Origin of the sequence: Peptoniphilus obesi ph1 (assembly GCF_000311865.1) — a bacterium.
Lineage (GTDB): Bacteria > Bacillota > Clostridia > Tissierellales > Peptoniphilaceae > Peptoniphilus_E > Peptoniphilus_E obesi.
In genome coordinates this window covers 607,980-633,875 of the sequence record NZ_HE978580.1, presented here as the reverse complement: position 1 = coordinate 633,875, position 25,896 = coordinate 607,980, and the positions used below count along the sequence as shown (strand labels likewise).

The 25,896-nt window shown below is 30.7% G+C and carries 23 protein-coding genes and 1 tRNA gene; 17 read left to right on the top strand and 7 right to left on the bottom strand.

Going from position 1 to position 25,896, the window contains the following annotated elements:
* Positions 1-12 precede the first annotated feature (12 nt).
* The 3 genes from HGPB_RS02755 to HGPB_RS08430 all read left to right on the top strand — a co-directional run bounded on the left by HGPB_RS02755 (position 13) and on the right by HGPB_RS08430 (position 6,501).
* Positions 13-1,296 (top strand): type IV secretory system conjugative DNA transfer family protein, encoded by a 1,284-nt coding sequence (locus tag HGPB_RS02755; RefSeq protein WP_019132159.1) that lies wholly within the window; start codon positions 13-15, stop codon positions 1,294-1,296.
* A 4-nt stretch (positions 1,297-1,300) separates the two neighbouring features.
* A complete protein-coding gene (locus HGPB_RS02750; protein ID WP_019132158.1) occupies positions 1,301-2,755 on the top strand; it encodes a zinc ribbon domain-containing protein in 1,455 nt (484 codons plus the stop codon).
* A 134-nt stretch (positions 2,756-2,889) separates the two neighbouring features.
* Positions 2,890-6,501, top strand: a complete 3,612-nt coding sequence (locus HGPB_RS08430; protein ID WP_019132157.1) for an S-layer homology domain-containing protein — start codon at positions 2,890-2,892, stop codon at positions 6,499-6,501.
* 46 nt (positions 6,502-6,547) lie between these two features.
* Here the strand turns inward: HGPB_RS08430 and HGPB_RS02740 are convergent, their stop codons facing one another.
* Positions 6,548-7,033: a GAF domain-containing protein gene (locus HGPB_RS02740; RefSeq protein ID WP_019132156.1), complete on the bottom strand. Its 486-nt coding sequence runs from the start codon at positions 7,031-7,033 to the stop codon at positions 6,548-6,550.
* Between the two features lie 124 nt (positions 7,034-7,157).
* On the opposite strand from HGPB_RS02740, the gene HGPB_RS02735 reads away from it, so the two are divergent.
* The 4 genes from HGPB_RS02735 (at position 7,158) to HGPB_RS02720 (ending at position 10,300) form a co-directional block, all read left to right on the top strand.
* The gene (locus HGPB_RS02735) at positions 7,158-8,486 is read left to right on the top strand and encodes an aldehyde dehydrogenase family protein (RefSeq protein WP_019132155.1); all 1,329 of its coding nucleotides are present in this window, start codon (positions 7,158-7,160) and stop codon (positions 8,484-8,486) included.
* A gap of 13 nt (positions 8,487-8,499) precedes the next feature.
* A complete protein-coding gene (locus HGPB_RS02730) occupies positions 8,500-8,946 on the top strand; it encodes a hypothetical protein (RefSeq protein ID WP_019132154.1) in 447 nt (148 codons plus the stop codon).
* 504 nt (positions 8,947-9,450) lie between these two features.
* The gene (locus tag HGPB_RS02725) at positions 9,451-9,726 is read left to right on the top strand and encodes a GNAT family N-acetyltransferase (protein WP_019132153.1); all 276 of its coding nucleotides are present in this window, start codon (positions 9,451-9,453) and stop codon (positions 9,724-9,726) included.
* A gap of 64 nt (positions 9,727-9,790) precedes the next feature.
* Complete coding sequence (locus HGPB_RS02720) at positions 9,791-10,300, top strand: macro domain-containing protein (protein WP_019132152.1); 510 nt, start codon at positions 9,791-9,793, stop codon at positions 10,298-10,300.
* A gap of 51 nt (positions 10,301-10,351) precedes the next feature.
* Here HGPB_RS02720 and HGPB_RS02715 read toward each other — a convergent pair whose 3' ends face one another.
* Positions 10,352-11,758: an alanine/glycine:cation symporter family protein gene (locus tag HGPB_RS02715; RefSeq protein WP_019132151.1), complete on the bottom strand. Its 1,407-nt coding sequence runs from the start codon at positions 11,756-11,758 to the stop codon at positions 10,352-10,354.
* Between the two features lie 124 nt (positions 11,759-11,882).
* Here HGPB_RS02715 and HGPB_RS02710 point away from each other — a divergent pair, with 124 nt between their 5' ends.
* From HGPB_RS02710 to HGPB_RS02695, 4 genes are all read left to right on the top strand, one after another.
* A complete protein-coding gene (locus HGPB_RS02710; protein WP_019132150.1) occupies positions 11,883-12,200 on the top strand; it encodes a rhodanese-like domain-containing protein in 318 nt (105 codons plus the stop codon).
* 47 nt (positions 12,201-12,247) lie between these two features.
* Positions 12,248-12,595, top strand: coding sequence for an encapsulin-associated ferritin-like protein (locus HGPB_RS02705; RefSeq protein ID WP_019132149.1), 348 nt, complete (start codon positions 12,248-12,250; stop codon positions 12,593-12,595).
* Positions 12,596-12,609: 14 nt separating this feature from the next.
* Positions 12,610-13,398 (top strand): family 1 encapsulin nanocompartment shell protein, encoded by a 789-nt coding sequence (locus HGPB_RS02700; RefSeq protein ID WP_019132148.1) that lies wholly within the window; start codon positions 12,610-12,612, stop codon positions 13,396-13,398.
* 134 nt (positions 13,399-13,532) lie between these two features.
* Positions 13,533-14,174 carry a trimeric intracellular cation channel family protein gene (locus tag HGPB_RS02695; protein ID WP_019132147.1) on the top strand — a complete coding sequence of 214 codons (642 nt, stop codon included), beginning with the start codon at positions 13,533-13,535 and terminating at the stop codon, positions 14,172-14,174.
* 11 nt (positions 14,175-14,185) lie between these two features.
* On the opposite strand, the gene HGPB_RS02690 is transcribed toward HGPB_RS02695, so the two are convergent.
* Positions 14,186-14,698: a methylated-DNA--[protein]-cysteine S-methyltransferase gene (locus HGPB_RS02690; protein WP_019132146.1), complete on the bottom strand. Its 513-nt coding sequence runs from the start codon at positions 14,696-14,698 to the stop codon at positions 14,186-14,188.
* 70 nt (positions 14,699-14,768) lie between these two features.
* On the opposite strand from HGPB_RS02690, the gene HGPB_RS02685 reads away from it, so the two are divergent.
* Together HGPB_RS02685 and HGPB_RS02680 are read left to right on the top strand one after the other, a co-directional pair.
* On the top strand, positions 14,769-16,376 hold the full coding sequence (locus HGPB_RS02685) for a gamma-glutamyltransferase family protein (protein WP_019132145.1): 1,608 nt from the start codon (positions 14,769-14,771) through the stop codon (positions 16,374-16,376).
* A gap of 116 nt (positions 16,377-16,492) precedes the next feature.
* Entirely contained in the window at positions 16,493-17,674 is a 1,182-nt protein-coding gene (locus tag HGPB_RS02680; protein WP_019132144.1) for a MalY/PatB family protein, read from the top strand.
* 340 nt (positions 17,675-18,014) lie between these two features.
* Here HGPB_RS02680 and HGPB_RS02675 read toward each other — a convergent pair whose 3' ends face one another.
* From HGPB_RS02675 to HGPB_RS02660, 4 genes are all read right to left on the bottom strand, one after another.
* The gene (locus HGPB_RS02675) at positions 18,015-18,665 is read right to left on the bottom strand and encodes a vWA domain-containing protein (protein WP_019132143.1); all 651 of its coding nucleotides are present in this window, start codon (positions 18,663-18,665) and stop codon (positions 18,015-18,017) included.
* A gap of 71 nt (positions 18,666-18,736) precedes the next feature.
* Positions 18,737-19,720, bottom strand: coding sequence for a macro domain-containing protein (locus HGPB_RS02670; RefSeq protein WP_019132142.1), 984 nt, complete (start codon positions 19,718-19,720; stop codon positions 18,737-18,739).
* Between the two features lie 269 nt (positions 19,721-19,989).
* Complete coding sequence (locus HGPB_RS02665; protein WP_019132141.1) at positions 19,990-21,954, bottom strand: YcdB/YcdC domain-containing protein; 1,965 nt, start codon at positions 21,952-21,954, stop codon at positions 19,990-19,992.
* 104 nt (positions 21,955-22,058) lie between these two features.
* Positions 22,059-22,134, bottom strand: a tRNA-Thr gene (locus HGPB_RS02660).
* A 182-nt stretch (positions 22,135-22,316) separates the two neighbouring features.
* Here HGPB_RS02660 and HGPB_RS02655 point away from each other — a divergent pair.
* The 4 genes from HGPB_RS02655 to HGPB_RS02640 all read left to right on the top strand — a co-directional run.
* Complete coding sequence (locus HGPB_RS02655) at positions 22,317-23,522, top strand: aconitase X catalytic domain-containing protein (RefSeq protein WP_019132140.1); 1,206 nt, start codon at positions 22,317-22,319, stop codon at positions 23,520-23,522.
* On the top strand, positions 23,522-23,926 hold the full coding sequence (locus HGPB_RS02650; protein ID WP_019132139.1) for an aconitase X swivel domain-containing protein: 405 nt from the start codon (positions 23,522-23,524) through the stop codon (positions 23,924-23,926). Before HGPB_RS02655 ends, HGPB_RS02650 begins: the two co-directional genes overlap by 1 nt.
* A 132-nt stretch (positions 23,927-24,058) precedes the next feature.
* Positions 24,059-25,414 carry an MATE family efflux transporter gene (locus HGPB_RS02645; RefSeq protein WP_019132138.1) on the top strand — a complete coding sequence of 452 codons (1,356 nt, stop codon included), beginning with the start codon at positions 24,059-24,061 and terminating at the stop codon, positions 25,412-25,414.
* Between the two features lie 114 nt (positions 25,415-25,528).
* The coding region (locus HGPB_RS02640; protein ID WP_036738036.1) for a GTP-binding protein at positions 25,529-25,896 on the top strand (368 nt) is incomplete at its 3' end.

The following is a 25,896-nucleotide window of genomic DNA, read 5'->3' as shown; positions in this document are numbered from 1 at the left end:
GGAGATGATAAATTGAAAGTAGTAGAAGTTTTTGATGGAATTAGACTTGAAAATGGACCAGGTCAGCTTCAAGTTCCATCACCTATAATGGCTTTTTATGGCGACAACGGACAATACATACCTATAAATGAAGAATTACTCAGCAGGCACATGATGATTCTTGGAGGAATAGGAACTGGAAAAACAAATACTTTTTACCAAATTATAGGTCAGCTAAATAAGGCAAAGAAGCAAGATGATCTATTTATTATTTTTGATACCAAGGGAGAATATCTCCAAGACTTTTATGAAGCTGGCGATATAGTTATCTCAAATGATGAAAATGCTAGGGGAGAAAATGGCAGCGATTATTGGAATATATTTAAAGAAATCGATGACAATGCTCCAGAAGAATCTATAAATGAAATAGCTAATATTATTTTTAGAGAAAAAATTGAAAAAACATCTCAAGTATTTTTCCCTATGGCGGCAAAAGATTTATTTGCAGCAATACTTACTCATTTTTATAGGGTTAGGGACAAGATACAAGTTGATAATAAAATTTTAAGAGACTTTGTAGATGTTTGTGATGGAGAATTATTAAGAGAATTGTTGAGCAGCCATCAGGATCTTTACGGAATGGCTTCTTATATATTTGATGATAGGTCTCCTCAAACCCAAGGCGTTCTTTCAGAATTACAACAAACTCTTAGACAAATCTTTATTGGAAATTTTAAAAAGTCAGGCAACTTAGCTATGTGCGACTTGCTTATGAAAAAAGCTGGCAAAAAAATATTTATAGAATATGATCTTGCTCAAGGTAGGACTCTTTCTCCAATTTATACTCTTTTATTTGACCTAGCTATTAAAAAATCCTTATCTAGGTCTAGAAATACGGGAAATGTATATTTTATAACAGATGAATTTTCCTTGGTGCCAAACTTATCTCACGTTGATGATGCAGTAAACTTTGGTAGGTCTTTAGGAATAAAATTTGTCATTGGAATACAAAACGTTGAACAAATTTTTGACATCTATGGAGAATCAAGAGCCAGATCTTTACTATCAGGATTTTTAACATCAATTGTATTTAATTTAAATGAGCCGACATCTAAGCAATACGTTCAAGGTTTGCATGGTAAAAATAGGAAAAAAGAAATCTTTCAATCTTCTATCAGCTCTAGGGGAATAAGCGAACAAATTAGAGATGCATATGTTGTTGAAGACTGGGATATAGCTAGTCTTGCAACAGGGGAAGCAATAATTTCAATGCCTGGGACAGGACCTTTTAAATTTAAATTTGCTAGAATGAGGTGATCAAATGTTTTGTAGTAAGTGTGGTCATAAAAATATTGACGGAGCAGTATTTTGTGAAAAGTGTGGACGAAGAATTGAAGATGAGAGTTTAAAAGAAAATACTTGGCAAAAGCAAGCTGGAAATCCTAATTATAATTCTAACCATAATCAATCTTATAGTAATCAAAATTATAATAATCCAAGTTATAACGATAAGAACTATAATCACGGTCAAGACTTTAATTCTTCTAGTGGAAATTATGCAAGAGAAAGCATATTTGATAGGATAAATAAAAAATATCTAATGATTGGATTAGCTTGTGTCATTTCAATTTCTGTAATAGGATATTATTTTTACAATTCAAGCAATACTAAAAATACTATTGAATACAGGGAAGCAAGCGCAGAAGATAATTTAAGAAAGAAAAAAGATAAAGAAGAAAAGTTAGAACATAAAACTATAGACGAGTCTCTTGCTTTTTATGATGGAGTAAAAACTGGAAATAAAAAGAAATGGGAAAAGAGTATTTCTCTACAAAGTGATAAAAAAATTCAAGATGTTGCTTTTTCTAGTTTGGAAAAGGGTGGAACATATTTAGAAAGATACAGACTACCTAGCTATGAAGATATGGACTCAGAAGAAGTAGAAGAACTTAGAAACATGGATTTTCTTGTGAACGAAGGAGTGGGCACTCTAAAAGGGACTGAAGAAAATTTCAAATGGGTTTCTTATACTCTAGGAGATAAAGAAATATCTGATTATTACGGTATGGTACCGAATTATGAATTTTTCCTAGTTGATGATGGAAATGATATTCCAATTACGGAAGAGTCTAGGCTTTTAATTTTAGGAAATGATTTAAAAGAGATTACATTTGAATATATTGATAATCAAGAGGCATTTTATGATGGAACCTATACGGATGATGATGTAGAGATAATAAGTTTAGATTTAGACCAGTATTTATTAGATCCATCAGAGGAAACTTATTTGGACTATATTCGTTACGATCTTCAAGGACAAGATGTATATGTAGTTCCTTTTTTATGCACATCTGTTATCTTTCCTTTGATTTTAAATTCAGTTGTAATTACTTCTGATACGGGCGAAGAAAGAAGAATTGAAGGAGACGGAGATTATGGTGCTTATTTATATGAAATGTGTAACTTCTATGATTTTAATAATGGTACATTAAATGGAGAAGGAAACTTGGCGACTATAATAAATGAAAATATTTACAATATTATTAATGGAGAAGTAGATTATAGCTACAGTTATGCAATAAACGCCCTGCTTGGAGAAAGGTATTTCCAATCAATACTATTAGGAGAGGTAGGATTTTTGGCAGCAGTAACTGATGATTATTCTTCAGAAGAGATGGAAGGTTTGGGCTATGAGTATACATCCTTAGAAAAGATTGCAAGCCTAGAGCAGATTGGATGGGGAGTTAAGGTTAGTCCAGAAGATTTATTTAAATAAGACAAAAACTATTACTGATATTTTCGGTAATAGTTTTTTATTTTCAAAATTTTTATTTGGGCGAAAGATAGTTTTTATATGATATACTTTTTTAGAAATTATAATTTTAATATTAAAAAGGAAGGAATGAAGACATGCAGTTTAATAAAAGCTTTAGAAGAGCTTTAATCCTATCTATAATTTTTACAATTACAATTTTCACCTACAATATTTTTGCAGAAATTCCGACAAATAATTTGGTCGAAATAAAAAACGAAGAAAATTTTTGGCAATTAGATGAAGGAAGTAATTTAGAAAGTTCTGGAAGTAATGATGGACTTTCTTTAACGAGACTTGAATACCAAGGAATTTATAGAAAAAATATATCTGGATCTTTGAGAAATGTTCTTAGACTTAGCTTCGATGCTAGACTAAATGAAAATTTAAGCAAGTGGTCAAAGCTAATACTTTTATTTCCAAGTGAAATTGACCAGTTAGTAGATTGGGATAATTCTTATTTTTACAAGGAAGCTTATCCAGGCTACAGACATGACTATCCAGGCTACGAAAAAACTGGCAAGTTCGAAAAATTAAAAGACTGTCAATATTCAATGGAAATTTTAAAAGATGAGATTGGAGAGAACAGAAGCGGTCCTATAGAAGTTCCTATTGATTTAGTTTTAAAAGAAGGAGTTGAAGCAGACCAGCTTTTTAATTTTTTACTTCAATTTAGGATAAGTGATGAAAATTATAAGAATTTTTATACTATAAATTCTAGTAAAAAATATAATGACTACACTTTTGCAAGCAATATAGACTTTTCAAGTTCTTACAAGACTGAAACGGCTAGTGATTTGAGGGGCAAGAATAATATTGAATTTGATGGAAACTCCTTATATGGATTTTACAATAAAGAAAAAGGATCTATTGACATAATTTGTAGCTATAAAAGATCTGATAAATATAGACCAGCTATAAATCAAAAGCCTAAAGCCTTTAGACAAGTTATGGATGAAAATTTCTACAAAATTCTAGGGAAGGATGATAGTCCTATTTTTGCTGAAATTGTAAGAGTTGATAATAATGACACAAGTAAAGAACTTTCCAATAAAATAGAGATAAATAAGGATGATTTTTACATAAAAGATAAGCTTGCCTTTCTAAAAATTGGACCTGATAATTTTAAGGAAGAATTTAGGGGAGAAAACTTTTCACAAGTAGCGAGTAGTAGTTTTAACAAAATATTTTTAAATAATAAAGACGATCTTACTATAAAAATAAGCTATTTTATAGATAAGGATAAGTTGGAAAAGTCTTTTAAAGACAAAAATCTTATAGAATTAGGCCTGCATACCAGTCTTCTTACAGATTTTCCTAATAATATTGAAGTTTTTGAACTTACAACACAAAGCGACTATAAATTTAATAAAGGGGAAAAAATTGAGATTGATTTTGGATCAGAGCAATTTATCAATGGACAAGAATTTATATTTATCAATGGAGAAAATAAAATAAATTTAAGAGATTCCTTATTTTTTAGGAAAAAAGAGGGTCTTGCAACAAGAGAAGTAGATCTTATCATGCCTTTTGATTTAATTATTAAAAGTGGAGATACAATAACAGTAAAAAGCCAATCAATAGATAATACTAAGAAAAATATTGTAATTACATTTTTTAAATCAACTCAGGGAACGGGAAATGATAGGAATTCAAGTGTTGGAGTTAAAAAACCTAGCTATATAGAAGAAAATCCAAGAATTATCCCTTGGACAGATACTTATTCTTCAATAATCCTAGCAAAAACAGAAAATCCTGTAAAAACAAATGAATTATTTACAGACGGAAATTTAAGTGGCTTTTCTTCTTATGAAAATGCAAATATCTATATAAGTAAAAATGGAGAAAAAATCAAAACAAAGTCTTCCAACCAAGCAGAAAAAATTATAATAGAAAATCAAGAAATAACTGGCTACAAATTTTCACACCAACTAGGTCAATTAGAAAAAGACAGTCCGATTTATATTTCAAATAAGGACAATAAAGCTTCATTTGCTTCACAAGAAGTAGAAGAAATAGCCCAAGCTAGGGTGAAATTTGATTTAAACGGTGGATCTATTCGAAGTTCAGATGAAATTTCATTTGAAGGCTACAATGAAGACTCTCCTGTAAAAGATTTTTCATATAAAACTTTAAGATCAGGTGATACAGATCCGATAATAAGGATTGCACCGAGAAATATCAGACTTTTAGGTGATGAAAATTATCTGGCAAATGGATTTGAAGGTGAAAATGCAAGCACGCTTGACCACCAAGGAAATGAATTGCAAGGACAGGCCCTAGAGCTTAGAAAATTTGTAAAAACAGAGCCTGAAAAAAATGGATTTGAATTTGTAGGCTGGTCCACAAAAAAACTTGATTTAAGTTTGGAAGAAGATTTAAAAGCTTGGCAAGAAATCACAGAAGCAGAAAGCCTAGACCAAGTAAATGATAAAGATAAGGCATATAAATTTATAGAAAAATCTCCTATTTCAAAAGACACAGAAGTCTATGCAGTTTATAAAGAAAAAGAAATGAAAGATAAGGACAAATATCAAGTCTTTGCAGAAGATTTGACAAAAGATATAAATGAAAAGATAGAAGAAGATGAAGTCATAAATTTAGTTAAAACAGATTATCCAGATAATTTAGAAGATTCTCCAAACATCAGTATTTTAGGTGGGCAAGAAATTCCAGATTGTAAAAATCCTGGAGAATACAAGCTTAAGATGAAAATACTTTTTCCAGATACGAGCGAGAAAATTATTGAAATTAAAATCATAGTTAAAGATAAAAAAGAAGATGAAAAGGATCCTGACATAAAAATTAAGCCTGGAGAAGTAGTTTTAGTTGAAGATATAAACAATTTAAGCCAGACAGAAAAAGACCAAATAAAAAATGCCATAAGATTAGCCAATCCTGAAATAGGATCAGATTTAGAGATAAGAATAGATGATAAGGCAGGGGCGAGGATTTTTTATAAGGATAAGGAATTTTATCTAGGAAGCACGGAGACTGTAAAAGAAATTCAAGTAAAAGAAGATGATTTTGAAAATCACAATTCAAATTATAATTCTATAAAAGTTAAGCCTGCTTTTTTAAAAGACCCAATAAGTCCTACAAAAGAAGAAGTTGAAAAAGAAAATTCAAATATAAAAATTAGAAAGGCCTATATCAATGGATATGCAGACGGGAGCATAAAAGCAGATGCAAATTTAACAAGGGCAGAAGCTGCCAGCATGCTCGCAAAAATTATGGAAATTGATATAGGAAATTCACAAACAGACTTAAAAGATATAGATAAATCTTGGGCGAAAAATATAATAGCAAGTTTGGCAGAAAAAAATATTATGAAAGGCTATGAAGATGGGACTTTCAGACCTGACCAAATGATAACGAGGGCAGAGTTTGCAGAAATCATAAAAAATATAGACATTAAAAATCAAGCAAAGAGTCCGTTTATAGATATCAGCGGTCATTGGGCGGAAAAAGCGATTAATCAAGCTTATGCAAATAATAGAATAAATGGTTATGAAGATGGGACTTTTAGACCAGATAATAAAATTACAAGAGCAGAAGCTGTTAAGATTTTAAATTCAGTCTTTGATTATTCTCTCGACCAGGAAAATTCAGATATAAATATTAAGGACTTTACTGACTTAGATGAAAATCATTGGGCATATTATGAAATTCAAAAAGCAGCAAATGATCAAAAATATATAGAAAAATAAGTTTGTGAATAAGAAAAAAGATGACATATCAATGTGTCATCTTTTTTTATATATAATCCTTAATAAAATCTACTATTTTCTCAAAGGCTTTTTGGTCCTTAGCTGAAAAACGGTCTAGACTGGGAGAATCTATATCCAAAACCCCAAAAGCTTTATCATTTTTAATAAGTGGAATAACAAGTTCAGACCTAGAATTAGAATCGCAAGCAATGTGGCCTGGAAATTTTTCCACATCGGCAACTCTTAAGCTTTTCTTGTCCCTAAAAGCTTTGGCACAAACTCCTTGGTCCAAAGTCAAAAGAGTGCAGGCTGGCAAACCTTGGAAAGGTCCAAGAATTAAAGCATCATTTTTATATAAGTAGAAACCAGCCCAGTTTATATTTTCTGTAGCAGCCATAATAATTGCAGAAATATTTGCCATCAAGGCAATCTTATCTGTTTCTGTTTTAACTAGGGCCTTGCAATAATCTAAAATATATTCAAACCTCTGGTCTGTATTTAAATTTTCTATTCCTCTTGCTTCAAAAGTCATTAAATCACCCAATCTTATAAAATTAAATTTATATAAATACAAGCTTAAAGCTTTAAATAATCATATTTATATGTTTAACTATAATTATATTATAAGTATAAGTTTTTTTGTAGGTAGTGAGATTATGTTTGAAGATATGAAAAAATATCAAAGAGATAAAAAATTTTTAGATATAGATTATAGGATTTTCTTATTAAAAAAATTAGAAAAAGTTTTAAAATCTAAAAAAGAAGATATCTATGAGGCCTTGTATTCAGATTTAGGTAAAAATGAAAATGAAGCTTTTTTAACTGAATATTTAATGGTTAGAAAAGAATTAAGCTATATGATAAAAAATACTAGAAAATTTGCAAGACCAAGAAAAGTAAAAACATCAATAATAAATTTTTTATCAACTAGCTATATAGAAAACGAACCCTATGGTCTAGTCTTAGTAATTGCACCATGGAATTATCCAATAAATTTATCTTTGATACCCTTGATTGGAGCTGTAGCAGCTGGTAATAGCGTAGTTTTAAAACCATCTTCTCAATCAAAGGCGACCAGTAAAATTTTAAAGGAAATAATAGAAGAAACTTTTCCAAGAGAAGTAGTTTTTTGCCTAGATGGTCCAGATGCAAATGAAATAGCAATGAGAGAAAAATTTGATTATATATTTTTTACAGGCAGTCAAGAAACTGGACAAAAATTATATGAAAAAGCTGCAAAAGATTTATGTCCAATGAGCTTAGAACTTGGAGGAAAAAGTCCTTGCCTGGTTATGGAAGATGCAGATTTAGATCTCAGCGTAAAAAGAATATTTTTTGGGAAATTTTTAAATGCTGGACAAACTTGTGTCAGTGTAGATTATGTGCTTTGTCATGAAAGTTTAATAGATAAATTCATAGAAAAAATGTATAATACAGTGGATGAATATTATAAAAATCCTTTAAAGACAGATAAATTTGGAAAAATAATCAATTACAAAGAATTTGATAGGCTAAAAGCTATTCTAGATCAAGAGAATGTAGACTATGAATATGATTATGAAAATAGGAAGATAAGTCCTGTGATTTTAAAAACTGATACTGCAAGTTTACTAATGAAAGATGAAATTTTTGGACCAGTTCTTCCAGTTATTCCATACAAAGACTTAGAAAAAAGCCTTGATTATATAAATTCTGCTAAAACACCACTGGCTTTTTATATATTTACAAGAGATATAAAAAAGGCAAAAGCAATAATTAAAAAAGTAAGTTTTGGTGGAGGAGCAATAAATGATACAATAGAACATATAAGTGGAAATATGCCATTTGGGGGATTTAAAGAATCTGGTTTTGGTAGTTATCATGGTAAAGAAACATATTTTACATTTGTCCACAAAAAGTCTATACTAAATAAATCTTTACTTTTAGATTTAGCTATTAGGTATCCTGGTTCAAACATTAACTTTTTAAAGAGATTATTTAAATAAAGAGGGGAATAAATTGAAAACATATGTAGATGAATTAAAAGAGGCCAAAGATTCAACGCAAGAAGTTATCAAAAAAATTGATAGGGCACTAGCTTTACTTAAAAAAGCTAAAGGTTATGGAAGATGGGATGTTATAGGCGGAGGAAAATTTGTAAGTTATTTCAAGAGAAGAAACATCAAAAAGAGTAGAAAAGCTATAAAAGATGTAGAAGCGGCTATGAAAAAATTAAATAAGGAATTAAAAGATGCAGACCTATTTATTCCTGATGGACCATCACACACTATGTTTGATAATATCTTAGATATTTTTCTAGACAATGTTTTTATAGATATATCCGTACAAAAAGAAATTAATAAAAACATAAAATTCATGAAAAGTCTTAGAAAAAAAGTAATAAGAACTCAAAACCAACTAAAACTAAAAATAAGAACAGAAGAAATAAAGAAAGTAGTAAGTTAACTTACTACTTTCTTCTTTTTCTAAAATAAAAAAATCAAAAATTTTAAAAAAAGTTATTGATATTCAATATCAATTATGTTAATATAAAAACAGTAAGAAAACTAATTATTAAAAAAAGAAAAACATAAGATTAATACCCTATAATTTTGTGACTTTCATAAATATTACCTAAATTCTATAATTGTATAGCCGAAAACCTCTATAAAATTAATAGCTAAAAGAGATTAGCTACATAAAAATTTAATTAGTTCTTACTACTCATAAAAACCAAAAATATTGATCAAGAAATAAAAATACGATCCCAATTTTTATACACTGCGAGTGTATCTTGATTAATAACCCCGAGAGAAAAGATGATTGAAGTCATCTTTTTTCTTTTTTGTGGCTTGATTTTTTATTCTTGTTTTAGATAAACTAAAATTGGTATTTATATAATAAATATAAATTAATTTTATCAAGGACTTATGTAATAAATGTTAGTTATTATAATTGGAGGTTGCAGATATGAAGATAAAACACGGAAATAATAAATTTTATATTGGCGAATTTGAAGAAGCGCCGAAGGCTCAAATGATTTATGAAGACTACGGAGATTATGTAAATATAGAACATACTATTGTAAGCGAAGATTTAGCAGGTCAAGGAATAGGTAAAAAATTATTAGATGAACTTGTAGCTTGGTCTAGAAAAGAAAATAAAAAAATAAAGGCGACCTGTTCTTATGCCTATGCAAAACTCCAAGATGATAAGTATAAGGATGTATTCGAAAAAAATATATAAGAAAGACTATCCTATAAATTAGGATAGTTTTTTATTATTAAGTTAAAATTTATGGGAGGTAAAGATGGGACTAAAATTAATAGATGAAGATATAACAAAACTTGATACAGATGCAATTGTAAATGCAGCTAATAAAGAACTTTTGATGGGTGGTGGAGTTTGCGGAGCAATTTTTAGAGCTGCTGGACCAGAAAAATTACAGGAAGCCTGCGATAAACTTTCTCCAATAAAAACATCGGAATCTGTAATAACTGAAGGTTTTGATTTAAAAGCAAAATATATAATTCATACGGTGGGACCGATTTATAAAAATGGAAGGGAGGGAGAAGATATCTTACTTAGAAATTCATATCTTTCAGCCCTAGACCTTGCTAAAAAATATTCTTGCAAGACCATAGCCTTTCCCTTAATATCATCTGGCATATATGGATATCCAAAAAAACAGGCTATAGAAATTGCCATAAAAGCTATAAATGATTTCTTAGATAAAAATAAGGATTATGAAATGGATGTATATTTAATTTTATTTAATGCTATTAAAGAAGAACTGGATTTAAATAATTATGATTTATAGACAAAAAAAAGATGCACAGAGTAAAGTGCATCTTTTTATGTTTAAATATTTTTAATTTTTATGTTCATAATTATAGGATAACTTATTTCCAAGTTTTGCTTGTTTTTCAAAGTCATCATATATAATTTTTGCTTCTTTTAATAAAATAAATAATCCAATAATATTAGGAATAACCATAAGTCCATTAAATAGGTCTGTTAATTCCCAAACGAAATCAATTTTTTGAACAGAACCCATAATTATAAAAGATAAAACTATAACTTGGTAGATTCTAACTGCAATTTTTGAGTTAAATAAATATTTAGTGTTTGATTCACCAAAATAATACCAACCAATTATTGTTGTAAATGCAAAGAAACAAAGAGCAATTGCTAAAAATTTAGTTCCAATATCTCCAAAAGCTTTATTAAAGGCATCCATTGTAATCATTACGCCTTCTTTTCCACTGTTATTTGCTCCTGTAGCAAGTATTACAAGAGAGGTTGCTGAGCAAACTAAAAGAGTATCTATAAGAACACCTACCATAGCAACACTACCTTGAATTACAGGATGGTCTACGTCTGCAACAGCGTGAGAGTTTGGAGTAGATCCCATACCAGCTTCGTTAGAGAATAATCCCCTAGCTACCCCATATCTGATTGCAGTTTTAACAGAAATACCAACTCCTGCACCAAGCACAGCCTTTGCTGAAAAAGCTGCTTCAAAAATTGCTGCAAAAACTTCTGGTATATGTGCCCTAAATTTAACCAAAACAACTATTGAACCGATTATGTATATTAAAGCCATTATTGGAACAACAAGCTCTGCGAAGTTTCCTATTCTCTTCATGCCACCTATAAAAATGAAAGATGCAAAAATTGCAAGTATTATTCCAGTTACAAGAAGTGGTGCATTAAAAGCTTCTTCTAGGGCTGTTGAGATTGAGTTTGATTGAACCATGTTACCAATAAAGCCAAGAGCTAGAATTATTAAAACTGAAAAAGTTCCAGCTAAAACTTTGCCAAATTTTTCAAGTCCTCTTGCTTTTAAACCCTTGCTTATATAAAAGGCAGGACCTCCGATGTATTGCCCATCTCTAACTTCTCTATACTTTTGAGCAAGTATTGCTTCAACAGAAATAGTAGACATGCCAAAGATTGCCGTAATCCACATCCAAAATATTGCCCCGGGGCCACCAGAAACTATTGCTCCAGCGACTCCACCTATATTTCCAGTACCAACTTGTGCAGCAACTGCTGTTGCAAGTGCTTGGAAAGATGACATGGAGCCTTCCTTATTGTCTTTTTTAGAAAAGATTTTTCCAAAACTTTCTTTAAAGCCATAAGAAATTTTAGTAAATTGGGGAAATCTTAAATATATAGTTGAAACTAAACCAAAGCCAACTAATAAAATCATTAAAGGAAGACCCCAAAGAAAGTTATTTGCCTGCTTAATAATGTCTGTAAGATTATTTAACATTTTCATCCTCCTAAATTTATATAACATTTAGTATAGCATAATAAACTGTTAAAATCATAAAAAATTGGGTAAAAATAAAAACTAAGATATAATTCTTAGAATAAAAATATTATGAGGTGGAAAAATGGATTTTTTTAAAAATATAATAGATAAAAATCAAATTGAAAATATTCCTGCAAGTAAGATAGATGATCTTATGGATGAAGGAGCTTTTATTTTAGATGTTAGAACTGAAGGAGAATATAAAGAAAGATCAGTAAAAAATTCTGTAAATATTCCACTACAAGAACTAGATGTAAGATATACAGAACTTCCTGATAAAAAAATTTATATTTTATGCAGGTCTGGAGCAAGATCTCTTGAAGCTGCAAAATTTTTAAAGGTTAAAGGTTTTGATGTATGCAATATAAAGGGCGGAATAATTGAATATCCTGGTAAATAAATAAAAAATAAATATTAGGGGTATAGTTTAAATAGAGGTGATAAATTATGGCAAATGACTATCATGAACCAGCGCAAGAAATGAGTGAAAAAGCAAGAGATATAATAAGAATGATGAACAGTTTCAAAGAAGAAATTGAAGCTGTAGATTGGTATCATCAACGTTGCGAATTAACTTCTGATCCAGAAGCCAAAGAAATTATGTGGCATAATGCAGTGGAAGAAATGGAACACGCTATGATGTGCTTAGAATGGTTAAGAAGAAATCAAGATGGCTGGGATGGACAAATGAGAAAATATCTTTTTACATCCAAACCTATAATGGAACTTGAAGAAGGAGAAGAAGACCAAGAAGCTGAAGATCCTAAAGATGGACTAGGAATTGGACAGCTATAAGGGGGAAATTATATATGGATATATTAAAAAGAAATAGTGCACCAATAACAGAAAAAGCATGGGAAGAAATAGATGATACTGCCAAAGAAGCTATCACAAGCATGTTAACAGCAAGACGCCTTTTAAAAGTAGATGGACCAAAAGGATTTGAATTTAATTGTATAGGTGAGGGTCGCTTAAAAGAACTTGATTCTAAAAAAGGTGAAGTAGGAACAGCAATATATGAAGTTAGACCTTTAGTTGAAAGCAGAATTGTTTTTGAATTAAATAAATGGGAATTAGACGATATTGAAAGAGGAATAAAAGATCCTAAGCTTGATGCTCTTGAAGAAGCTTGTAAAAAAATTGCTCTTTTTGAGGAAGATGCAATTTATAATGGTTATAAAAAAGGAAACATCGAAGGTTTAATTCCAAGTGCAGGCCACAGCTTTAAATTAGGAAATGATGGTAAGTCAATTATCAAGGCAATTTCTGATGCTAAATATGCTTTATTTGAATCATATACAGATATGCCATATGATCTTGTTGTTTCAGCTGATGTTCACGATAAAATAAATCAAATATATGAAGGCGTAAGCGTTTATTCTATTATTAAAAAAATTATTGGCGGAGAAATTTATAGATCTAAAGTTGTAAAAGGAGCAGTAATGTTCCCACATAAATGCGAAGATATAGAATTTACAGTTGGAGGAGACTTCTCTGTTGGCTACGAATATGACGACGATAAAATGGTTAGACTTTTTGTGGGCGAATCATTTATGTTAAGAGTTTTAGATCCAGACAAGATTGCAAAATTTGAATAATATTTTAAATTTAAGAACACTCTTCGGGGTGTTCTTTTTTTGTTGTCTAAATCTCTTGTTAAATTTATGATAATAAAATAAAATTTAGCTAGAGATTTAAATTTTTAAATTAATTAGGCTGTTGGAGGATTATTATGAATTACCAAACAATGGATATAATATTTGAATTTGTTGGGACTGTTTCTTTTGCCTTTTCAGGGGCTATGGTTGGAATAAGAAAGGGTCTAGACCTACTTGGAGTAGTTGTTCTTGGAATTGTAACTGCTCTTGGCGGTGGATGTTTAAGAGATTTGATTCTTGGAAATATTCCACCACAAATGTTTAGAGATTCATATCTTGCAGTTTATGCAGTTATTTCATCTTTAATATTATTTTTAATTTTTTATATAAAAATTGATTTTTTAAATTCTTCTTGGATGAAATTTATTGAAAAAATAATGTTATTTTTCGATGCAGTTGGACTTGGAGCCTTCACAATCACTGGAATAAACACTGCACTTTCCATGGGCTATGATTCAAAGTTTTTACTTATATTTGTAGGAATGGTAACAGGTGTTGGTGGTGGAGTTATTAGGGATGTTCTTGCCAGCAATATACCAGTTATTTTTAGGGAAGAAATTTATGGAATTGCTTCCTTATTTGGAGCCATTATTTATATAGTATTTTTAAGTGCAGAAAATAAAAATGCTTTAATGATAGTAATATTTTTGGTTATAGTTTTGACAAGACTATGGTCTGTTAGACACGATGTAAACTTGCCAAGAATAAAAAAATAAAATTATTAAAGCTAGTAAGATAAATTTTTAATATCTACTTTTTCCAATTCAAGAAGTTTTACTTTTCTATCGAGTCCTCCAGCATAGCCAGTTAGTTTTTTATTTGATCCAATGACTCTATGACAGGGAACAATTATTGAAATTAGATTATGGGAAACGGCATTTCCAACAGCTCTTGGAGATGTTTTTTCTTTTGGGAAAACTTTATTGTAAGCATTGGCAAGATCTTTATAGCTTACTAATTTTCCATAATCTATTTCTAAAAGTAGTTTCCAAATTCTTTTTCTATATTCACTTCCAATAAACTTAAGATCAGGTCTAAATTTTGGGTCTTTTCCAGAAAAATATAAATCAAGCCAGGCAAAAGTTTTTTCAAATATTTCTAAATCCTTATCTAAATAATCTTTAAGAAGATTTTCATCAAAATATTTTTGATTTTCAAAATATAAACCAGTTAAATATTTTCCATCACTCAATAAAAATAGGTTTCCAAGGGGAGATTTGTAGATTTTTTTGTAATTCACGACATCACTTCCTAAATAGATTGTATAATTAAAATGGTCAAAGTAAAGCAGATTAAGAAAGAGGCAGAAAATGAATATTAAACAAAATCAATATCCTTATCCTAGCAGGAGAACTGCTGTCTATGGGAAAAATGCCATGGCAGCAAGTGGCAATCCTTATGCAAGCATGGCTGGGATAGATGTTTTAAAAAATGGAGGAAACTGTGTCGATGCAGCAATTGCTATGGCCATGGTTCATGTTGTTGTGGAACCAACTTGCAATGGTTTGGGATCTGATAGTTTTGCAATTGTTTCAATTGATGACAAACTTTATGGTTTAAATGCATCTGGACCTGCTCCTGAAAAATTAAGCTTAGACTACCTTAAGAAAAATTCTTATAAGGAAATTCCAAAATTTGGACCACTCACAGTAGATGTTCCTGGGGCAGTTGGAGGCTGGGTGAAACTTCACAAAAGATTTGGTAAAATGCCCTTTAAAGAACTCGCAAGTTATGCGATAGATTATGCGAGAAATGGTTTTGTTGTCAGCCCAACAATTTCAGACTTGTGGGAAAGTGAAGTGGAAAAATATTCAAAATACAAGGATGATAAAACTTTTAAAGGATTTTTTGACACCTTTACAAGAAGTGGATCAGCTCCAAAAGCAGGAGAAATTTTTATAAATGAAGATATAGGAAATACTTTAGAAGAAATTGCTAAAACTTATGGAGAATCTTTTTACAAGGGAGAACTTGCAGAAAAAATTTCAAATTACATGGAAAAAAACGGGGGACTTTTATCAAAAAAAGACTTGGAAAATTACCAACCTGAATGGGTAGACCCAATATCAATAAATTACAAGGGTTATGATATTTGGGAATTGCCTCCAAATACACATGGAATAACAGTTTTGATGGCTCTAAAACAATTTGCCTTGCTTGGAAAAGGAAAAACGTCGAGGGAAGAAAGAACTCATTACGCAATCGAGTCTTTGAAAAGTGCCTATGTTGATACAAAAGACTTTGTCGCAGAAAAATCTAGGATGAAATACAAGGAAGAAGAACTTTTATCAGATTTATATGCTAAAAAAAGAGCTGGAGAAATAAGTAAAAAGGCAAAAGATCCAAAAGTTGGCACACCAGGTCAAGGATCAACAGTTTATTTTTGTGTAGCAGATAAGGATGGAAATATGATTTCTTTTATCCAATCAAATTATATGGGTTTTGGATCGGGAATTGTTGTTGAAAATACTGGAATATCCTTAAATAATAGGGTGGCAAATTTTAATTTTAATGAAGACCATGCAAATTCCTTATTAGGAGGAGTTAGACCTTATCACACAATCATTCCTGGTTTTATTAGTAAAGATAATAAATCAATAGGTCCTTTTGGAGTTATGGGAGGATTTATGCAACCCCAAGGTCATATGCAAGTTTTGCTTAGGATGATAGATGAAGGATTGAATCCACAGGCAGCGCTTGATGCTCCAAGATGGCAGTGGATGAATTCAAAGACAATAGAAATTGAAGAAGAATACGAAGATTATATTATAGAAGATTTAAAAAATAGGGGACACGATATAAAAATAATTAAAGACAGAACTGACATGGGAAGAGGAGAAATAATTTTAAAATTAGATAATGGAGTTTATATCGGTGGAACAGAAGGAAGAACTGATGGTAGCGTTTTAGGAATATAAGAGACCATAAGTATTTTTTATAATTTAAATTATTTATAAGGATAGAGATTTATCCAAGTGTGAAAAATATGTTATATTGTCTTTAGAAGATAATACTCTAAAAAGGAGATAAGAATATGAAATATGATTTTACAAGTCAGCCCGATAGGAGTGGACAAGGTTCAAATAAGTGGATGCAAATGCAAAAAGTAATCAGCGATGAGAAGGGAATAGTCCCTCTTTCAGTTGCAGATATGGAATTTAAAATTCCGCCTCAAATAAGAGATGGTTTAAAAGAATATTTAGACCAAACAGTCTTAGGCTACACAAGGGGAAATGAAGAATATTACCATGCAGTAATTTCTTGGCTAAAGAGAAGACATGATTTTGATGTTGAAAAATCTTGGATAATTGAGACTCCAGGAATTGTTCCAGCTATATTTGCAGCTATCAATGAATTTACAAAAAAAGGCGATGGGGTAATAGTTATGCCACCTGTTTATTATCCATTTTTTGAAGCAATAAAATTGCAAGACAGAGAAATTGTAGAATGTCCTTTAATAAAGGAAGAAAAATATAGGATAGATTTTGATTTATTGGAAGAATTAACAAGAGATCCAAAAAATAAAACCCTATTATTTTGTTCACCACACAATCCAGTTGCGAGAGTTTGGGAAAAAGAAGAATTAGAAAAAATTGCAGAAATTGCAATAAAAAATGATGTCTTTGTTTTGTGTGACGAAATACACTTTGACTTTGTCATGCCAGGCTACAAACACACAGTTTTCCAAACTTTAGATGAAAGATTAAAGGAAAGGACAATAACTTTTACTGCACCATCAAAATCATTCAACCTAGCTGGTATGATGCTAAGTAATATTGTAATTTCAGATGAGGAAAATAAAAAAAGATTTATTAAGTCTATGGATCGAATGTCTATATCAACTTGCACAGCACTTGGTTACAAGGCTTGCGAGATTGCATATAATGAGTGTGAAGATTGGTTTGATGAACTTATACAAGTAATAGATGGAAATCAAAAACTAATCCACAACTTTTTCAAGGAAAATCATCCTAGCATAAAGGCGGATTTGTTGGAAGGAACATATCTATCTTGGGTTGATTTTAGAAGTCTTGAAATGACAGATGAAGAATTAGAAGAATTTTGTGAAAAGAAATGTAAATTATTTTTAGACCAAGGTTATATATTTGGAACAGGCGGATCAGGTTTTGCAAGATTTAACCTAGCAGCTCCGAAAAAAACTATAGAAGAGGCATTAGAAAGATTAGATATAGAACTTAAAAAAATAGGCAAATAAAAAGGACAGGTTATGGGTTTTTATTTTAGGATATTAAGTATTGTGTCACAGGATTTTTTAATATCTTCATTAAAAACTTTATAAAAAATTTTGTCCTTATTTATAGAGTAATTGGCGTCATAGTATTTTATTATCAAGTCTTTAATTATAAGAAGACTTATGTAAGTTATAATCCTTGCTGGGGAAGGTAAAAGCTTAGATAGATACTAATTTAGGACTAAAAGGAAGTATATTAAGCCTTATTTAAAGTTCTATTTTATATTAAAGGGGATAGACACAAGTATTTAGACTTGCGTCTATCCCCTTTAACAAGTTTCCCAATAACAGAACAGGTCTTTAATTATTTTTGTCTTTTGCCATTTCTATTTTCGTAGTCTTCTATGATTTCGTCCTTCCAGTGTTTGTCAACTCTTCCTTTGTTTCTTCTTACATAGCTTATGGCATCGCCTATGACTCTGTAGTTTAGTTCTGTGCCTTTTTCGTCGCTGTGATAGTTTACCGCCATTTCTTTTCTTATGCCAAATTTTTCTCCCTCTCCTTCTGCGTCTATGTTTGCGCCTAAGAAGATAAATTCCCAGCCATATTTCTCTCTTTGCTTGGTGATTAGTCTTTTTACTTCTCTGTAACCGTACCTTCTGCTGGCATTTTCCATACCGTCTGTGGTGATTACAAATAATGTCTTATCTGGCACATCTTCTTTGCGAGCATACTTGTGAATGTTTCCTATGTGTTTTATGGCTCTTCCCACTGCATCAAGTAGTGCGGTGCAGCCTTCTACATAGTATTCTTCCTCTGTTAGCTTTGGTAGGTCTTTTATGGACACTCTGTCGTGTATCACTTTACTTTCTTCGTTAAATAATATTGTGGAGACATAGGCTTCTCCTGCTTCTTTTTTTTGCCTTTTGATCATGGAGTTAAATCCACCTATTGTGTCCTTTTCCAAGCCTTCCATTGAGCCACTCTTATCTAATATAAATACAAGTTCTATCATTTTTATCCCCTCTTTCTTTTACTATATTGTAAAAAAACAAGAAGACATTTAGGTCACTTCCAAGGCGACGTTTATCCTCCAATTAAAGGTTGGTCAAAGGCAAATAAGGTTTCATTTATTTCAAAGATGTTGTAATTTTTTCTTTCAATAAAATACTCAATTATTACGTCAAACTTGCTACTTCTTGTGAGGGCATAGCCTGCTTTTCCTATTAAATCTTCCATCCCATCCTTATTCAGTTCCAATGCCAAGGCAAAGGCTATTGCTGTGGTCTTTGAGGGGCGATAGTCGGGATTGTTTTTGATTTTGGAAAAAAGCTTTCTGTCAATATTTGCCTTTTTATAAACTTCAGGATCCGTCTTGCCGGACTTGTCTATGAGTCTTAATAAGGTTTTAGAGAATCCTTCGTCCAAATTTTTTAAAATGTCCTCTATACTTTCACTATCTTGTATAAGGGGTGCCATCTTGTCAGCCTCAAAATTATATTTTCTATAAAATGAGCCTATGTATTCTTCATTTATTTTTTCTTCCACGTAGTTTTCTGAAATATATTCTTTTACCGACTGAAAGAGTTTTTTTGACAATGAAAAGGCGTCTTTTGAAAAGACTGCAAGGTAGATGTGCATTTCGTTTTTTAATAAAAATTCGCTCACTTCTTTAATGACAATTTTAAGCACCAAGTCATTTGGATAACCACAGCTTCCTGTTCCGATTAAAGGCATGGCTATGGAGTCGCAGCCCTTTTCTTTTGCCAAGTTTAAAGAGTTTTTAATGCAGGCTGAAAGTATTTCTCCTTCCCCTTTATATCCGCCTTTCCAGGATGGAGTTGAAGTATGGATTACATATTTTGCCTTTAAATTATATGCAGACGTAATAAAGGCTTTGCCAAAGGGTATGTCGCCGATTTTCTTTCTTGCAATGAGAAGCTCCGACCCTGCACCTTTGTGAATCTCACTATCTACTCCACCACCTACTATAGGCTTAGGGTTTGCCGTATTTACAATTGCATCCACTTCTATATTTACTATGTTGTTTCTCACTATTTCAAATGGCATTAGTAACTCCTTTCTATATTTTATCAAAGTGTGTGAATTTTTGATGTGCCTAGACAATATAGTAGACATTTAAGCTCCCTTTTGGCATTCACAATTAGACCAAGGTGCGTGTATCTATAACTTAAAAATATTCCCAATATCAACAATACTCCCAAATAAAAAAGCCTATGAATTTAAACTCATAGGCTTTTTCACTTAAAGACCCCCTAAATCAGTTTTCTAAAATCCCAAATTAAATAAGCCTTTAACCTGTCTTTTTTATTTTAAATTTATAAGGATTTATATATAAAATGTAGCGCTTCTTCAATTGATACATTTTCTTTAGGAGATGCCTTGTCATAATCATATATAGCAAGTCCTTTTGCTATATAGTAGTAAGCCTTGTATTCTTTTGGAATACTAGATGAATCTTTAAATACAGAAGAATCAAAAACATCTTTGACATCTTTTAAATTTCTATAAGAATTTTGATTCATAAGCCACTTAACAGCATCTGCTCTTAATAGATTATTATCCACTTTTTCCTTATTTAAATCTTCAAATTCATAATAATTAATAGAATCTTTTAAGCCATCCTTATCATAAGGGACAGGATTTGATAGGCAGTTTAGTAAATAGATATAATCAACAACACTAATTTTTTCTTTTAAATCCTTATCTCCTGGAAGACCTATATCAAGAGAAGTTAAATACAAAATTTCATCCTTATACTTGGAATCATCTATATTTTTATAAGATATATCTTTGTTGATAAAAGTCTTGCCTTGGTCATTAATTAAGTTGCCATCTTTAGCATTTATTTTTAGATCATCATTGTCATCAAATAGGTAAAGAAGTTTAACCTCATCTTTAACATAAGCATAAACAAGTTTTAAATTTTCTTTAACAATTTCATTTGCCTTATTTTTATCTATCAAGTCTTTGGACATCTTTTCAAACTTTATATCATCCACATTTAAACCATAAGAAGTAACTATCTTATCTGAATTTGAAATTGTGATATTAAGATAATTATTGTAAACATAGTGATCGTTTTTCTTTAAGTAAAATCTAATGTCAGTTGCATAGTCTGATTTTTCGATGAAAGGATTTTCTAAATCTATGTCCTTATTTTTATTAAATTTTTCTATAAAATTTTTTGCAATAGCAATAGCATCATCAGTTTTTAAATCAGATTTTTTATCATCAGAATATCTAAAGTAAGAATAGGATAAAAGATTTAAATCTTTTGCATCTAATATAAAACGCTTAGAATAATCATCAGATTCATAAGTTATAAAATAAGCATAATCATCTTTATAATTTTTAGATAAAGATTCTTCTACTATCTTGCATCCTTTAATATCAAAGTTTTTACTTATAAATTTTTTTGCATCATCTAAAGATTTTACGCCCTTTATTTTACCAATTTCTTTTTCTTCAACAGGGCTCAGAGCTTTTTCAACTTCTGCTCCTGCATAGTCCTTAGCTTCTTCTTCTTTATAATCACCATAATTGTCTAGACTATCAATAAAATTAAGCTTTATTCCATCTAAAGCAAAGAAGTCATTCAATTGACTATAAACAGGGATAACTTCTTTTTCTTTATCCTTATCTACTACTAAATAGCTTAAATAAAAAGGTCTTTCCTTGTTGATTTTTTTAAGAGCATCTTCTTTAGATTTTACTTCCTTAGGATTTGGAAATAGATTATCTTTAAAAATTTCGCTGGAGTAAGTCCTAGTAAATTGGTAGACACTCTTATTTGCTAGGTCAACTTGCATGTTAATATTATCATTTATTACTTCCAAACCATTTACTGTCCTATCGAAAGAAAGGAAAGCAACGGATTCTTTAAAGTTGATTCTAATACTAGCAAGTTCATATTTTTTAGATAAATTAGGATCTATCTTATCTAAAAAATCATTACAAACTTTTATAATATCTTCCTTGTTTTTAAGAATGGCAGGTCCCTTACTATCCGTGTATGTATATTTGCTAAATGTAAAAATATTGCCCTTATCATCAGTTGTGACTAAAATATCAGAGTCCTTGTTAGACCATTCATATGATATAGATTTAAAATTATCTGGATTACTAGATTTTGATACATCAAAATTATCAAACTCATCGCCGATATCAAATATTTTCTTAAGTCTTATAACCTCTGCATCAGTTTGACTACTTGCATCTACTGGAAGTGAAAAAAGCAGAAGAAAAGATAAAAATACAGTAAAAAATAATTTATTTTTCATAAAATTTCCTCCTTTGTTTAATATTTATACCCAACAATAATAAACATCAATTACAAGATTAAAAATAAAAAACAGCCAGGTTATTTTACCTAGCTGTTTTTAAATGGAGCTAACGACGGGAATTGAACCCGTGACCTCTACATTACCAATGTAGTGCTCTACCTACTGAGCTACGTCAGCAAATTTTGTATCTAAATCTATCTAAGTATAGCAGATTAAAGTTTATTGCTCAAGATTATTTTATTTATGATAAAAAATACTTAATACTTTAATTCAATACTACTTTAATGTTTAATTTTGGGTAAATAAATATTAAAGCTAGTAGGGATACTTTAGTCAAAGTTTTTTAGGAAGGTGTTATTATGAAATTAAATCAAGATCAACAAAATATTTTAGATGGGAAATATGGTCCTGGGGCACAACTTGCAATAAAAATTCAAATTGCTATTGGAGAATCATTCGGGGCAAAGAGAATGGTGCCAATTACTAGAGCCCACGTTGCACTTTCTAATCAAGATGCAGACCTTTGGCTTGCTGAAAAGATGGTTGATATGGGTGCAAAATGTAGAATTGCTCCTACAGTAAATCCAGGCTGGTGTTTAGATTATTTTAAATCAAGAAATTTAGTAAGTGATGAAGATTATAAGATGATGGAAAGAACTCACAATGCTTATAAAAAACTTGGAGCAATTTTAACTTACAATTGCACGCCTTACATAGATACAAACGTTCCAAATTTTGGAGAAGTTGTTGCCTTTTCTGAATCAAGTGCTACTCCTTATGTAAATGCAGTATGGGGAGCAAGATCAAATAGAGAAGGAGCAAACTCAGCTTTATTTGCAGCTATCACAGGTTATGTTCCAGAATATGGTTTATTATTCGATGAAAATAGGAAGGGAAATATTTTAGTAGATGTAAAAGCAGATATGAAAAATGATTATTGTTACCATATGCTTGGCATGTGTGGTAAGAAAATTGGACATGGCATACCAGTTTTTACTGGACTTCCAAAACATATAAGTCCAGAAGCTTTTAGAAATTTAGGGGCTCAATTAAATACATCTGGAGCTTATGATATGTATCATATTGTTGGGGTTACTCCTGAAGCAAAAGATATTGAAACTGCTTTTGGAGGAAAAGAACCTGAAAGAAAAGTTACTATTACAAATGAAGACTTTGATGAAATCTTAGAAACAATATCTCTTGAAGGAGATAGGGAAATTGATTTTGTTATGTTTGGTTGCCCTCACTTTACTATAAATGAATGTATCTACATAAATAATAAAATTAATGGACGAAAACTTGAAAAAGAAATGTATATACTAACTTCATCTCATGTAAAAGAAATGGCAGAACTTATGGGAATTGATGAAAAACTTGAAAGTCTTGGAGCTCATATTGTTCCATCAACTTGTCCAGATCAACCATGTTGGAAATTTATTAAAGGAAAAGTTGGACTTACAGAATCGCCTAAGTGTGCTTATTATCCAAAGAGAAGAGGAATAGATTTTGTAATTCGAGATTTAGATACCTGCATTGAAGGAGCAGTAACAGGGAGGGTCAAATAATGAGTAAAGTTTATAAATGTCATAAAATTTCTGAAGGTAGAGCAGAAGGTGAATTTGTAATTTCAAAAGATGATATTATGTTTTATTTAATTGATCCTAAAACTGGGAAGTTTATAGAAAGAGGTCATGATTTAGAGGGAAAAATAATTGCTAATAAGATTTTAGTATTTCCTGGAGGTAAAGGGTCAAGTGTTGTTCAAGCAGATGGATTATTCCAACTTATGAAAAACAATAATCAACCAAAGGCTATGATAGTTGAAAATCCTGATACAGTTTTAGTAACAGCTGCCATACTTTTTGAAATACCCATGGTAGATAAATTAGATAAATCATTTTATGAAGATATAAAAGAAGCAGAACATATTATTGTTGATGCAGATAAAGAAGAAGTAACTCTTTTATAATTTAAAAATAAATAATAATTAATTTTAGACATTAGGCCCTAAAATACTCTAGGGCCTTTGTACTTTTATTCTTTAATTGATTATCACAAGTTACTGTATTATAGTAGTTTTATGGAAGAGGGGGGTTTTAACTTGAAAGAAAACAAGATGGGTACAAAAAACATAAAATCACTTGTCATAGGAATGAGTTTACCCATGATTGCATCAATGCTTGTTCAAGCATTGTATAATGTTGTTGACTCGTATTTTGTATCGAAGATAGGAGAAGATGCTTTTGCCGCAGTCTCTCTTGCTTATCCAATTCAATATTTAATGAGTGGACTTGCTGTTGGTACAGCTGTTGGTATAAATGCCCTTTTGTCCAGGTCTTTAGGAGAAAAGAATTTTGAACAGGCCAATCAATCTGCAGAAAATGGTCTCTTACTTGGAATTTTTCACTACAGTTTATTTTTAATTTTTGGATTATTTTTTCCAAGATTGTTTTTAAAAACACAAACCGATGATCCTCAAATAATTGAATATGGAGTTCAGTACATATCGATAGTGACAATTTTTTCCTTTGGATCTTTTATGCAACTAACCTTGGAAAAAATTTTCCAATCAGTTGGGAAAACTTACTATACAATGATAACCCAATCTTGTGGCATGATTTTAAATATGATTTTAGATCCTATTTTAATATTTGGATATTTTGGAATGCCAAAACTTGGAGTTGCGGGTGCGGCTATTGCAACAGTTATTGCCCAAGCTATAGCTACTTTTTTATGTATATTTTTACAATATAAGTTTAATGATGATATTAAAATATCAAGCTTAAAACCTAATTTCCCAATCATAAAAGAAATATATAGGGTTGGATTTCCAAGTTTCGTCCTAATAGCAGTTACATCTTTAACAATTTATATTATGAATTTTATTTTGATAGGTTTTTCATCTACAGCTGTTGCAGCGCTGGGGGCATATTTTAAAATCAGGTCTTTTATATTTTTACCAATCTTTGCACTAAACAATGTAGTAGTTCCAGTTATTGCCTATAATTATGGAGCTGGCTATAAGGATAGGGCAAAAGAAACAATAGACTTTTCGATTAAATTTGCGACTTTAATAATGATGATAGGATTTTTTGCCTTGCAAGTATTTCCAGAAGAATTATTGAAGATATTTAATGCATCGGATGAACTTTTAGAGATAGGGGTTGTTGCACTAAGAATGATTTCTCTTGTTTATTTAGTAGCAGGTCATAATTTGGTAGCATCAGCTGTTTTTCAAGGACTTGGAAATGGAGTTTTATCTTTAAATGCTTCGATAATTAGGCAAATCGTTGCCCTGCTTCCAGTTGCTTATTTAATGTCAAAAACAGGAAATCTAAATGCAGTTTGGTTAGCCTATCCTATATCAGAAATTGCAGATTATATTTATTGTAGACATAATTTAATAAATTTTGCCTATAAAAAAATAGATGCAATTGGAGAAAAGGAAGCTATATAGAAATCATTTTTAAAAAGATGTATAATTAATGTGTAATAAAGATAGCTAAATGTTGATTTTATACAGTTAGTATTGTATCATGTAGTTAATTTAAAGATTTGTAGGAGGAAATTCATGGCAAAGCAAAAATTTGAAAGAAATAAACCACACGTAAACATAGGAACAATCGGTCACGTAGACCACGGTAAAACAACAACAACAGCAGCAATAACACTAGTATTAAACAAAAGATACGGTGGAGGAGAATTCATAGACTACGCACACATAGATAAAGCACCAGAAGAAAGAGAAAGAGGAATCACAATCTCAACATCACACGTAGAATATGAAACACCAAACCGTCACTACGCACACGTAGACTGCCCAGGACACGCTGACTATGTAAAAAACATGATCACAGGAGCAGCACAAATGGACGGAGCAATCCTAGTAGTATCAGCAGCAGACGGACCAATGCCACAAACAAGAGAACACATCCTACT